This window comes from Clostridium homopropionicum DSM 5847 (genome assembly GCF_001263795.1).
In the GTDB taxonomy this organism is placed as follows: Bacteria; Bacillota; Clostridia; order Clostridiales; family Clostridiaceae; genus Clostridium_H; species Clostridium_H homopropionicum.
Genome location: NZ_LHUR01000042.1, coordinates 214,517 through 227,394, shown reverse-complemented (window position 1 = coordinate 227,394; position 12,878 = coordinate 214,517). Strand labels below are relative to the sequence as shown.

Genomic DNA, 12,878 nt, shown 5'->3' with positions numbered 1-12,878 from the left:
TAAACTATTTTAACGCATACTATTAAAATTACTAAAGAAAGTGAGGAGCGGTATGAAGATTTTATTTGTTTGTACAGGTAATACATGTAGAAGCTGCATGGCTGAAGCTATATTCAACAAATTATCAACCTTCGAAGAAGTTGAAGCTTTTTCTGCAGGTATTTCCGTTGTACCTGGAAGTAGAACATCAAAGCATACTGCAAGTCTTATAAGTTCCAATTTTGATTTAGATATAAGTGAAAGAAATGCTGTTCAATTAACTGAAGAAATGATTAAGAATAGTGATCTTATATTTACTATGACTGGGTATATGAGAGATTTATTGAGAAATCATTTTGATAGTGAAAAAGAGAAAATATATACAATAAGTGAATTTGTAGAACTTCAAGGTGATGTTATAGATCCTTATGGAGGTGACATCCATACTTATGAAGCTACTTTCCACATGCTTAGAAAAAGCATAGAGTTATTATTAGCTAAATTAAAGGAAGATAAGGGTAAAACTTACTAGTATCTTCCTTTTTACAATAAACCTTAGATTTGACTATAGGAGGAATTTAAATGAAAATAGCAATAGGATGTGATCATGGTGGTTTTAAATTAAAAATAGCTGTGGTTAAGCATCTTCAAGAAAAAAATATTGAAGTTAAGGATTTTGGAACATATACTGAAGAATCTTGCGATTATCCAGATTTTGCAGTAAAGGTTTCAGAAGAGGTAGTTCAAGGAAACTTTGATTTTGGAATAGTAATTTGTGGAACTGGTATAGGAATTAGTATAGCTGCAAATAAAGTTCCTGGAGCAAGAGCTGCTTTATGCCATGATACTTTCAGTGCTCATTCTACTCGTGAACATAATAATGCTAATATTCTTGCACTAGGAGAAAGAGTTATTGGTGTAGGTCTTGCATTGGACATTGTTGACATATTTCTAAGTACTGATTTCCAAGGTGGAAGACACGAGAGAAGAGTTTCTAAAATATCTGAAATAGAGAAAAAATATTTTAAATAAAACATAAATAAAATTTTATGAGGAGGAATTATAATGAGTAAAGTTACACAAATTGCACACCCTTTAGTATTACATAAATTATCTATAATAAGAGATAAAGAAACAGGTTCTAAGGATTTTAGAGAACTGGTAGAAGAAGTTGCAATGCTAATGGCCTATGAAGTTACTAGAGACTTTCCATTAGAAGAAGTGGAAATTGAAACTCCAATATGTAAGACTAAGTGCAAAATGTTAGCTGGAAAAAAGGTTGCTATAGTTCCTATACTAAGAGCGGGACTTGGAATGGTACCTGGTATGCTAAAGCTTATACCAGCTGCTAAAGTTGGACATATAGGATTATATAGAGATGAGGAAACACTAAAGCCAGTGGAATATTTCTGTAAGCTTCCTCAAGATATAAAAGAAAGAGAGATTATAGTTACAGATCCAATGCTAGCTACTGGAGGTTCTGCTATAGATGCTATTAACTCTTTAAAAGATAGAGGAGCAGGAAATATAAGATTAATGTGTTTGATTGCTTCACCAGAAGGAATTAAGGCAGTGATGGATGCACATCCAGATGTTGATATATATGTAGCAGATATAGATGAAAAACTCAATGAACGTGGATACATTGTTCCAGGACTTGGAGATGCAGGAGATAGGCTTTTTGGTACTAAATAATTAAAAGAGAAAGAATATAATAATTTATTAGGGTTAAAATGCATTCTGCATGAGTGTATCTTAGCCCTATATTTTTTATGCAAGAAGTTACTAAATTATAAACTTAGAGTATAATGCTTTAAATTATTTAGTTTATAGTATAGAATAATATAGTATAGTATTTTATACTTTTTTAAACAAGAGAGGTATTATTAATGGAAAGAATAGATAAGCATAATTATTATTTAGATATTTGTGAAACTATATTAGAAAGAGGAACTTGTCTTAGAAGAAATTTTGGAGCTATTATTGTAAAAAATGATGAAATTATTTCATCTGGTTATAGTGGGGCCCCTAGGGGAAGAAAAAATTGTTGTGATTTAGGGTATTGTAAAAGAGAAGAATTAAAAGTAGAAAGAGGCACTAGATATGAGCTTTGCAGATCTGTACATGCTGAACAAAATGCCATTATATCTTCAAGAAGACAAGACATGATTGGAGCTAGCTTATATTTAGTTGGAAAAGAAATGGGTAATGGAGAATTAGTGAAAAATGCTGCACCATGCACTTTATGTAAAAGATTTATTTTAAATTCAGGAATTTCTTCTGTAATAATTAGAGATACAAAAGTTGACTTTAGAATTATAGATGTACAGGAGTGGATAGATAATGATGATTCACTGCAAGATAATGTAGCTTACTAAGCTTAGAAAGGTTAGAATTTGATTATGGATAGTATAAAGGTATTAACACTAATTTCTGTTTGCATTTCATTTTTATTAACGCCTTTAATAAAAAAACTCGCTTTTAAAATTAAAGCCTTAGATATACCAAAGGATGCTAGAAAAATACATAAAGAGCCGATACCTCTATTAGGAGGTATGGCTATATATTTATCTTTTTTAATAACTATGATATTAAAAGAAGGACCACTTGTAAAATCTGAAGTAGGAATACTTCTAGGAGCTACAATAATTGTAGTAGGAGGATTAATTGATGATTTGAAGGATCTAAGACCCTTATTCAAGCTTGCGTTTCAAGTAGCTGCTGCGTCAGTACTGATTATATTTGGTGTAGAGATATTTAGAATTACAAATCCATTCCCTATTGGCAGCGATTATCTGAACTTGGGATTTTTAGTAGTGCCAATTACTATACTTTGGGTAGTAGGCGTTACTAATGCTTTAAATCTTATTGATGGGGTAGATGGGCTTGCTGCTGGTGTAGCATTTATATGTTCAGTAACTATTTTCATTATAGCTGTATTAAATGGTAGAAGAGAAGCAGCTTTATTTACAGCTATTTTAAGTGGAGCAATCTTTGGATTTCTCCCATACAATTTTAATCCGGCATCCATTTTCATGGGGGATACAGGGGCGCAATTACTAGGATTTTTATTAGCAGCCATATCCTTAGAGGGAACCATAAAATCGGCTACAACCTTTGCTATTGCTGTACCAATACTTGCTTTTGGATTACCTATATATGATACCTTGTTTGCCATGATAAGAAGAAAAATGAATGGTATGCCAATAATGCAAGCTGATAAAGGACATCTGCACCATAGATTGCTTGACATGGGTTTAAGCCAAAGAAAAGTCGTATTAATAATGTATTTAATCAGTGCAATTTTAGGAGGAATTTCTATTGTAGCTATGCAAATAAGCTCCACTAGATCATATTTTTTGTTGACAATTGTAGTGGTTATAATTGCTTTTGCAGCTTGGAAATGGGAATTCTTTAAACATAAAGAATAAATGTTTGGGAGTGAAATCGTGGAAAAGATAAAAGTGATGAGTGTATTTGGAACAAGACCTGAGGCTATAAAAATGGCACCATTAATTAAAGAACTAGAAAAGTATAGTGAAATACAGTCTAAGATATGTGTTACAGCACAACATAGAGAAATGTTAGATCAAGTTTTGGATTTATTTAATATAGAACCTGATTATGATTTGAATATTATGAAGGAAAAACAGAGTCTTAGTGGTATCACTACAAGTGTATTGAATAACCTTGAGAAGATATTTCAAGAGGAAAACCCACATATAGTTTTAGTTCATGGAGATACCACAACAACTTTTGCTGCATCTCTTGCTGCGTTTTACAATAAAATTAAGATAGGACATGTGGAAGCTGGTTTAAGAAGCTATGATAAATATTTTCCTTATCCAGAAGAAATGAATAGAAAACTTACAGGTGCCTTAGCGGATTTACACTTTGCACCCACAATTAGAAACATGGAAAATTTAATTAAAGAAGGAGTAAAAGAAGACAACATATTCATAACAGGAAACACTGTTATTGATGCGATGAACTTTACTGTAGAAGAAGAATATATATTTAATAATGAAGAACTTAATAAAATTAATTATAACAAAAAAGTGATATTGGTTACAGCTCATAGAAGAGAAAATTGGGGTGAAGGTATAGATAATATATGTAAAGCTCTATTAGAAATAAAAACTAAAAATGAAGATGTAGAAGTTATTTATCTTGTTCACCTAAATCCTGTAGTTAAGGACGCTGTGTTTAGATGCTTGGGCGGAGTAGAAGGAATACATCTTTTACCTCCTCTTGATACAAAGGAAACTCATAATTTAATGAAAAAGTGCTATTTTATTATGACCGATTCTGGCGGTATACAAGAGGAAGCACCGCACCTTGGGAAGCCTGTTTTAGTTCTTCGTGATGTTACTGAGAGAATAGAAGCTGTAGAGGCAGGTACGGTTAGAATTGTAGGAACAAGTAAAGAGAATATTGTAAAAGAGGCTAATGATTTAGTTAATATCAATAAAGAATATTTAAAGATGAGTAAAGCGACTAATCCTTATGGTGACGGAAGAGCTTCAGAGAGAATTGTTAGTAAAATTATTGAATATTTTAATAAAAAAGTATAGAAATATACTTTTTTATTTTCAAATTATTTAGGAAATGTCATACAAATTAAGCCTTGATTGTTAAAAATATGACTAATTTTAGTGGGATTTCATAGAAAGTTTTTAGTTAAATATTATTACATTTAAAATATTCTAATTAAATCTAATAGATAGGGAATAATATAAAAATGTAAGGTTAAAACGTTAACAATGTTTGAATATTTTGATATTGAATAATGATACCATCAAGAGTATAATCGAAATGATGGCATTTAATAATAGTGCCAAAAACGAAATATTTTATTTTGGATATGTAGGAGGTTAGTTTAATGAAAGATGTAGTTATCGTAAGTGCAGTAAGAACAGCTATAGGTTCTTATGGCGGAGCTTTAAAAGATGTACCAGCAGCTGATTTAGGTGCTATAGTTATCAAAGAAGCACTTAACAGAGCAAATGTTAAACCAGAACAAGTTGATGAAGTTATAATGGGACACGTTTTACAAGCAGGTCAAGGACAAAATACAGCTAGACAGGCTATGGTTAATGCTGGACTTCCAGTAGAAATACCATGCTTCACACTTAACAAAGTTTGTGGATCAGGTTTAAGAGTAGTATCTTTAGCAGCACAAATGATTAAAGCTGGAGATGCAGACATAATAGTTGCTGGTGGTATGGAAAACATGTCAGCAACTCCTTACGTATTCCCAGGCGGAAGATGGGGACAAAGAATGGGCGATGGAAAAATGATTGATACAATGATAAAAGATGGTCTTTGGGATGCATTCAACCAATACCATATGGGAATAACTGCTGAAAACGTAGCAGCTCAATGGAACATCACAAGAGAAGAACAAGACGCTATCGCTTTAAGATCTCAAAATAACGCTGAAAGAGCTATCAAAGAAGGAAGATTTAAAGATGAAATAGTTCCAGTTGTTATCAAAACTAAAAAAGGTGACAAAGTAGTAGATACAGATGAATATCCTAAGTTTGGAACAACTGCTGAAAGCTTAGCTAAATTAAAACCAGCATTCAAGAAAGACGGAACAGTTACAGCAGGAAACGCTTCTGGAATCAACGATGGAGCAGCAGCATTTGTTATTATGAGTGCTGAAAAAGCTGAAGAATTAGGAATTAAGCCAATGGCTAAAATAGTTTCTTATGGATCTAAAGGTGTAGACCCAAGCATCATGGGTGTTGGACCAATAGGATCATGTAAGAGAGCTCTTGAAGGTGCTGGATTAACAGTAGCTGATATCGATTTAATAGAAGCTAACGAAGCTTTCGCAGCACAATTCGCAGCAGTTGGAAAAGATTTAGGATTTGACTTAAATAAAGTAAATGTAAATGGTGGAGCTATTGCTTTAGGACACCCAATCGGAGCATCTGGAGCTAGAATCATCGTTACATTATTACACGAAATGCAAAAGAGAGATGTTAAGAGAGGTTTAGCAACTCTTTGCATAGGTGGAGGTATGGGAACAACTCTTATCGTTGAAAGATAAGCAGTGAACCCAAATCTTTGATTTGGTGTGAATCGCTTACTCATTCGAGGAACGAGAAGGAGTTTCCTTAAATCATCCCAAATCACCCAGAAACATAATAACATAAAGTAATAAAAGGAGGATTTATTATCCTCCTTTTTGTTGTATATTAATTTAATATTTTTTATACGTAAAAAATATTAAATTAATAAAAAAATGTGCAATGATTTTTGAATTTTAATTCATAAGTTTATTCAAACTACATTAAATAAAATTTAATAGTATTTAGGTCTAGTAATATGAAAATGCATGTGAGCATCACAAAAAAATGAATGGAATATAAATTATCACACAATTCTGAATAATGTGTAAAATGCTAAAACTGCATTAAAATGATGGCTTAGCAAAAATTTGAGTCATAATGCTAAAAGCCAATAAAAAAAGCAATTTAAGGACGAAAAGAGCAATGTAACCGGTGTAAACACAAATAAATTAAGAAAATTTGAAGGAATTTAGATTTGAATTAGTCATTTTAAAAGATATAATAGATGTTATTATGTAATTATAAAAAATTTTTTGGGGAGGTAGAATGAAAGAAAATAATGAATTCTATCAAATGTTTAAAATTTTAAATTATTTGGATATTATTTTGGGACTTGCTTTGGGGGTATTAGTATTCTTTATTAATACTAAATATTTGCTTCCAAGTATATTGGGTTTTTTTATAGCTATAATTAGCTTCTATATTAATGCTTTTACAGTAAATTATGTTCTTAAAAAAGAAAAGAATTCAGGGTTAGTTATCTTAAGTTTTATTTTGAGAATAATAATCATAGGTCTCATAGGATTAGTTTTATATACTTATAATAAGTTTTATATAATAGCATACGTTGTGGGATATACTTGTAGGTTTATTTCATTATTTTTATATGGGTTTATTTTAAAAAGAAGTTAGTTAGGAAAGGAGGAGTAGAATGGAATTTACAACAAAGCTTGAGCTTTCAGAAGTAATAATAATACAATGGGTAATAATATTATTAATAATATTATTAACAATCCTTTTAACTAAAAATTTAAGGAAAATCCCAGATAAAAAACAAAGTGCTATTGAGCTTTTAGTGGGATTTATTAACGACACTGTAGATGATACCATGGGTCCAGGAACAAAAAAATTTATCCCTTATATAGGTACTTTAGGGATATTTATATTGCTTATGAATTTAACAGGACTAGTTGGAATAGAACCTCCAACAAAAGATTATAGTGTAACATTGGCTTTAGCATTGATATCATTCTTAGTAATTCAAGGTTATGCTATTAAGAAAAATGGATTATTAAAATACTTAAAAGGATATGTAGAGCCTTTTAGTTTTTTATTGCCAATTAATATTATGGAAAGAATAATGCTACCTATATCCTTAAGTCTCAGATTGTTTGGAAATATGATGGCAGCAGCTATAATTGTAGAGTTTGTATACAGTGCTTTAAGTAAAATATTTCTAGGATTCCCTTTAGTAATTCCAATTCCATTGCATATGTATTTTGACATTTTTGATGGAGGAATTCAGACAGTAATATTTGTTATGTTAACTATGATTAATATTAAGATAGTGGCTGAACATTAGCGTTAAAGGTGTTATATTTATTAATTATATAAATATTTTAAAATTTAGAAATTAAATTAGAATTTAGGAGGAATAAGTTATGAATATTAGTTCAGAAGCATTTGTAGCTGGAATGTGTGCAATAGGTGCAGGACTCGCGGCTATAGGCTGTATAGGTGGAGGAGTTGGTACTGGTAATGCAACTGCTAAGGCCGTAGAAGGAGTATCAAGACAACCTGAAGCAAGTGGTAAGATAATAAGTACAATGATAATTGGTAGTGCGCTTTCAGAAGCTACTGCTATTTATGCATTCCTAATTGGAATATTACTATTATTTAAAGTTGCTATATAAAAATAATCAAGTTATTACAATAAGCCTGAAGGGAGGCTTTAATGAACGATGTCAATAAGTTTATCAGTATTTATAGCTACAATAGTGAACTTTTTAATACTTCTTGTTATTTTAAAAAAATTACTATTTAAGCCAGTTAATAATGTAATTGAGACGAGAAGGCAAGAAATAAAAGATACTATTGAAAAAACTGAAACAGATAAAAAGAAAGCAGAAGAATATAAATTAGAATCTGAAAAATTAATAAAAGAAAGTAAGCTAGAAGGCAAAAATATAGTGGAAAGTTATAAAGAAAAAGCAGAAAAGGTATCTAAGGAAATTGTAAGTGATGCCCATGAAGAGGCTAACAGAATTATGGAAAGAGCTAAAAAAGAAATTGAAAGAGAAAGAGAAAAAGCTGCAGATGAAATTAAAACTGAGACTATTAATTTAGCCATAGAACTTTCAAAGAAAGCTTTAGAAGAATCAATAGACGAGGTGAAACACAGACAAATTATTGAGGAGTTTATTGCTAAGGTAGGTAATTAATTATGTATGAATATTTAGATAGAAGATATGCCCTAGCGTTATACCAAATTGGAGAAAAAAATGGAAAAATAGAAGAGTACATAACAGATTTAGAAGAAATAGTTAATTTAATAAAAACAAATGAAGAACTTTCAAAAGTAATTCATCATCCACAGATTACTACTTCAAGAAAGAAAAAAATATTTACGGAAATTTTCCAGGATAAAGTGGATGAAAGCTTATTAAATTTTTTGCTTATATTGATACAAAAGGATAGAATAGAATATTTAGAAGAAAAGCTAAATGAAATTAAGAAAATTCATCTTGAAAAGCAAAATATAATAAAAGTTATTTCTAAAACTGTTATTCCACTTACTGAGAATGAAAGAACTGATTTAATTGAGAAACTAGAAACCAAGTATAAAAAGAAAGTTCTTTTAGAAGAACAAATAGACAAAAGTTTAATTGGAGGAGTCTATATTAGAGTTGGAGATGAAGTTATAGATGGAACCATTAAAGCTAAATTTGATGAAATTAAAAAGAGGGTTATTAATAAATAAACTCTTTTGAAAAGAGGTGATTTTATGAATGTTAAACCAGAAGAAATTACTTCAATTATCAGGAAGGAAATCGAAAGGTATGAACACAAAATTGAGACAATAGACTCTGGAACAATAGTTCAAATAGGAGATGGTATTTCTAGAGTATATGGTCTAGAAAACTGTATGCAGGGAGAATTATTAGAGTTCCCTAATGGTATATACGCTATGGCACTAAACTTAGAACAGGATAATGTTGGATGTGTTTTATTAGGTTCTGAAGAAGGAATCAAAGAAGGAGATATAGTAAAAAGAACAGGAAAGGTAGTGGAGGTTCCTGTTGGTGAAGCATTAGTAGGAAGAGTTGTAAACGCTCTTGGACAGCCACTAGATGGGAAAGGTCCAATAAAGACTCAAGAAACTAGACCAATTGAATCAGATGCTCCAGGAGTTATAGAGAGACAATCAGTTAAACAACCTATGCAAACAGGTATTAAAGCTATCGACTCTATGATACCTATTGGTAAGGGGCAAAGAGAGCTTATAATAGGAGATAGACAAATAGGAAAAACAGCTATTGCTATTGACACAATAATTAATCAAAAAGGAAAAAATGTTAAATGTATTTATGTAGCAATTGGTCAAAAACAATCAACCGTTGCTCATATTGTAAATACGTTAACTCAAATGGGAGCCATGGATTATACTATAGTAGTATCATCTACAGCTTCAGATTCAGCTCCATTGCAATATTTAGCTCCATATGCTGGATGCAGTATGGGAGAATATTTTATGAATAAAGGAGAAGATGTTTTAATAGTATACGATGATTTGTCTAAGCACGCTGTTGCTTATAGAACAATGTCATTATTACTTAGGAGACCACCAGGAAGAGAAGCATATCCAGGAGATGTATTTTACATTCATTCAAGATTACTTGAAAGAGCAGCAAAGCTTTCAAATGAATTGGGCGGAGGATCTCTTACTGCATTGCCGATAATTGAGACTCTTGCAGGAGATGTTACTGCATATATACCAACAAATGTAATATCAATAACTGATGGTCAAATATTCCTTGAAACAGAGCTTTTCTATTCAGGTCAAAAACCAGCAGTTAACCCTGGAATTTCTGTATCACGTGTTGGAGGTAATGCTCAGATTAAAGCAATGAAACAGGTTGCAGGAACTCTTAGATTAGAGCTTGCTCAATATAGAGAGTTAGCAGCTTTTGCACAATTCGGGTCAGACTTAGATAAGGAAGCTAAAGCTAGACTTGAAAAGGGTAAAAGATTAATAGAGGTTTTAAATCAAGATCAATATAACCCTATGTCTGTAGAAAAACAAGTAATTATTCTTTATGCTGCTGTTAATAACTTCTTGCAGGATGTAAATGTGTCAAGTATTAAAGAGTTTGAAAAAGGATTATTAGAATATATAGATACACACTATAGAAATTTACCAAAGGAAATATTAGAGAAGCAGGAACTCACTGACTCTATTAAAGCGGAATTAGAGACTGCTATTGATGAATTCAAAAAAATATTTTTGGTATAAAAGTTTTACATCTTGGGAGGTGAAGTATGGCTGGTTCTGGATTAATTGCTATAAAACGTAGAATTAAATCTATAAATAATACAAAAAAAATAACAAAAGCTATAGGACTTGTTGCCACCTCTAAACTTAAAAAAGCTAGAGAGATATTAGAAGTAAATAATGCTTACTATAATAAAATGAGAGAAATTGTAAGACAAACAATCAAAGATGCTCAAGACCCTAACAATATCTATATAAAAGGAAATAATAGCAATAAGAAACTATATATTGCTATTACTTCTGATGCGGGTCTTTGCGGAGGATATAACAGCAAAGTAGTTAGTAAAACAGTTGAATCTTTAAACAAAGACAAAGAAAACTCAATGCTTATTATAGTAGGGCAAAAAGGAAGAGCTTATTTTAAAAAGTATAAATTCGAATCTATAGCTGAATTTGTTGAGATGGAAGAAATACCTACAGTAAAAGAAGCTAGTGTTATACTTGATAAAGCTCTTGACTTATATTTTAATGAAAAAATTGGTGAAATAAATGTTGTTTATACAGAATTCTTTTCAGCTGTAAAGCAAGAGGTTAAGGTAAAGAGGATTATCCCTTTTGACTTAGAGGATATAAATAGAGATTTCACTGACAATGGAGTTGCAGAGTTTGAGCCAAAATTAAAGAGTATTGAAAATGAAATATATAGTTTATTCTTAAAAGCGGCTCTTATAAATTATATGATAACTTCGAGAACCAGTGAAAATGCTTCAAAGATGACTGCTATGGATGGTGCTACGAAAAATGCTGATGATTTACTAGAAAAATTAAATTTGAAATACAATAGAATAAGACAAAGCATTATTACACAAGAGATATCTGAAATAGTAGGAGGAGCAGAAGCTCAGAAATAAAGGAGGTGTCTTATGTCAGCTAATGAAGGTAAAGTAGTACAGGTAATAGGACCTGTAATAGATATAAAATTTAATTCTGAATGTTTGCCAAACATTTATAATGCTATTGAGATTGATATGGGTTCTAAAATTCTAGTAACAGAAGTAGAGCAACATATTGGAGACGATATTGTAAGAACTATAGCTATGGAAGCTACTGAAGGTGTTAAAAGAGGGACGAAAGCTGTAGACACAGGGAAACCAATAACTGTACCAGTAGGTAATGAAACTTTAGGTAGACTCTTCAATGTATTAGGTAAAACTATTGATCATGGAGAAAGCTTTGAGTATAAAAACGTCTATCCTATACACAGGTCTGCTCCAAGCTTTGAAGATCAATCTGTAGAGCCTGAAATGTTTGAAACAGGAATAAAGGTAATTGACTTAATTGCGCCTTATCAAAAAGGTGGAAAGATAGGATTATTCGGAGGAGCAGGAGTAGGAAAAACAGTTTTAATTCAAGAGCTAATAAACAATATTGCTAAAGAACATGGAGGTCTATCTGTATTTACTGGAGTCGGAGAGAGAACAAGAGAAGGTAATGATCTTTACTATGAAATGGAAGAGTCAGGAGTAATAAATAAAACTGCACTAGTATTTGGACAAATGAATGAGCCTCCTGGAGCTAGAATGAGAGTAGCTCTTACAGGACTTACTATGGCAGAATATTTTAGAGATCAAGGTCAAGATGTTCTATTATTTATTGATAATATTTTTAGATTTACTCAAGCTGGTTCAGAAGTTTCAGCATTACTTGGAAGAATTCCTAGTGCTGTTGGTTACCAGCCAACTCTTGCAACAGAAATGGGAGCTTTGCAGGAAAGAATTACTTCTACTAAACACGGGTCTATAACATCAGTTCAAGCTGTTTATGTTCCAGCAGACGACTTGACAGACCCAGCACCAGCTACTACCTTTTCTCATCTTGATGCAACTACAGTTTTATCTAGAGGTATTTCCGAACTTGGAATATACCCAGCAGTAGATCCTTTAGAATCAACTTCAAGAATATTAGATCCTAGAATTGTTGGGGAAGAGCATTATGATGTTGCTATAAAGGTAAAACATATTCTTGAAAGATACAAAGAACTTCAAGATATTATAGCTATACTTGGTATAGATGAGCTTTCTGAAGAAGATAAGTTAGTGGTAGCTAGAGCTAGAAAGGTACAAAGATTTCTATCTCAGCCATTTAGAGTTGCTGAACAATTCATTGGAATAAAAGGTAAGTTTGTTCCAGTTCAGGAGACAGTAAAAGGCTTCAAAGGAATTATTGAAGGTAAGTATGATGACATTCCTGAATCAGCTTTCCTATTTGTAGGAAAGATTGAAGAAGCAGTAGAAAAAGCTAAAGCTATGGCTGAAGTATAGGAGATA

General features: G+C 31.5%; 15 protein-coding genes. All 15 read left to right on the top strand.

Annotation, left to right across the window (positions count from 1 at the left end; genetic code table 11):
• Positions 1 to 52: 52 nt before the first annotated feature.
• Positions 53 to 511, top strand: a complete 459-nt coding sequence (locus tag CLHOM_RS16155) for a low molecular weight protein arginine phosphatase (protein ID WP_052222716.1) — start codon at positions 53 to 55, stop codon at positions 509 to 511.
• Between the two features lie 50 nt (positions 512 to 561).
• Complete coding sequence (gene rpiB, locus CLHOM_RS16150; RefSeq protein ID WP_052222715.1) at positions 562 to 1,011, top strand: ribose 5-phosphate isomerase B; 450 nt, start codon at positions 562 to 564, stop codon at positions 1,009 to 1,011.
• Positions 1,012 to 1,044: 33 nt separating this feature from the next.
• The gene (gene upp, locus CLHOM_RS16145) at positions 1,045 to 1,674 is read left to right on the top strand and encodes a uracil phosphoribosyltransferase (protein WP_052222714.1); all 630 of its coding nucleotides are present in this window, start codon (positions 1,045 to 1,047) and stop codon (positions 1,672 to 1,674) included.
• A gap of 194 nt (positions 1,675 to 1,868) precedes the next feature.
• Positions 1,869 to 2,357, top strand: a complete 489-nt coding sequence (locus tag CLHOM_RS16140; RefSeq protein ID WP_052222713.1) for a deoxycytidylate deaminase — start codon at positions 1,869 to 1,871, stop codon at positions 2,355 to 2,357.
• Between the two features lie 24 nt (positions 2,358 to 2,381).
• Complete coding sequence (locus tag CLHOM_RS18225) at positions 2,382 to 3,410, top strand: MraY family glycosyltransferase (RefSeq protein WP_052222712.1); 1,029 nt, start codon at positions 2,382 to 2,384, stop codon at positions 3,408 to 3,410.
• 18 nt (positions 3,411 to 3,428) lie between these two features.
• Positions 3,429 to 4,553: a non-hydrolyzing UDP-N-acetylglucosamine 2-epimerase gene (gene wecB, locus CLHOM_RS18220; RefSeq protein ID WP_052222711.1), complete on the top strand. Its 1,125-nt coding sequence runs from the start codon at positions 3,429 to 3,431 to the stop codon at positions 4,551 to 4,553.
• A 308-nt stretch (positions 4,554 to 4,861) separates the two neighbouring features.
• The gene (locus CLHOM_RS16125; RefSeq protein ID WP_052222710.1) at positions 4,862 to 6,037 is read left to right on the top strand and encodes an acetyl-CoA C-acetyltransferase; all 1,176 of its coding nucleotides are present in this window, start codon (positions 4,862 to 4,864) and stop codon (positions 6,035 to 6,037) included.
• Between the two features lie 568 nt (positions 6,038 to 6,605).
• Positions 6,606 to 6,971: an ATP synthase subunit I gene (locus CLHOM_RS16120; protein ID WP_052222709.1), complete on the top strand. Its 366-nt coding sequence runs from the start codon at positions 6,606 to 6,608 to the stop codon at positions 6,969 to 6,971.
• 19 nt (positions 6,972 to 6,990) lie between these two features.
• Positions 6,991 to 7,641, top strand: coding sequence for a F0F1 ATP synthase subunit A (locus tag CLHOM_RS16115; protein WP_052222708.1), 651 nt, complete (start codon positions 6,991 to 6,993; stop codon positions 7,639 to 7,641).
• Between the two features lie 79 nt (positions 7,642 to 7,720).
• The gene (gene atpE / locus CLHOM_RS16110; RefSeq protein ID WP_052222707.1) at positions 7,721 to 7,972 is read left to right on the top strand and encodes an ATP synthase F0 subunit C; all 252 of its coding nucleotides are present in this window, start codon (positions 7,721 to 7,723) and stop codon (positions 7,970 to 7,972) included.
• A 48-nt stretch (positions 7,973 to 8,020) separates the two neighbouring features.
• Positions 8,021 to 8,500 carry a F0F1 ATP synthase subunit B gene (locus CLHOM_RS16105; protein WP_052222706.1) on the top strand — a complete coding sequence of 160 codons (480 nt, stop codon included), beginning with the start codon at positions 8,021 to 8,023 and terminating at the stop codon, positions 8,498 to 8,500.
• A gap of 2 nt (positions 8,501 to 8,502) precedes the next feature.
• Positions 8,503 to 9,039: a F0F1 ATP synthase subunit delta gene (locus CLHOM_RS16100; RefSeq protein ID WP_052222705.1), complete on the top strand. Its 537-nt coding sequence runs from the start codon at positions 8,503 to 8,505 to the stop codon at positions 9,037 to 9,039.
• 24 nt (positions 9,040 to 9,063) lie between these two features.
• On the top strand, positions 9,064 to 10,572 hold the full coding sequence (gene atpA, locus CLHOM_RS16095; RefSeq protein ID WP_052222704.1) for a F0F1 ATP synthase subunit alpha: 1,509 nt from the start codon (positions 9,064 to 9,066) through the stop codon (positions 10,570 to 10,572).
• Between the two features lie 26 nt (positions 10,573 to 10,598).
• Positions 10,599 to 11,462 carry an ATP synthase F1 subunit gamma gene (gene atpG / locus CLHOM_RS16090; protein ID WP_052222703.1) on the top strand — a complete coding sequence of 288 codons (864 nt, stop codon included), beginning with the start codon at positions 10,599 to 10,601 and terminating at the stop codon, positions 11,460 to 11,462.
• Between the two features lie 12 nt (positions 11,463 to 11,474).
• The gene (atpD, locus tag CLHOM_RS16085) at positions 11,475 to 12,872 is read left to right on the top strand and encodes a F0F1 ATP synthase subunit beta (protein WP_052222702.1); all 1,398 of its coding nucleotides are present in this window, start codon (positions 11,475 to 11,477) and stop codon (positions 12,870 to 12,872) included.
• Positions 12,873 to 12,878 lie beyond the last annotated feature (6 nt).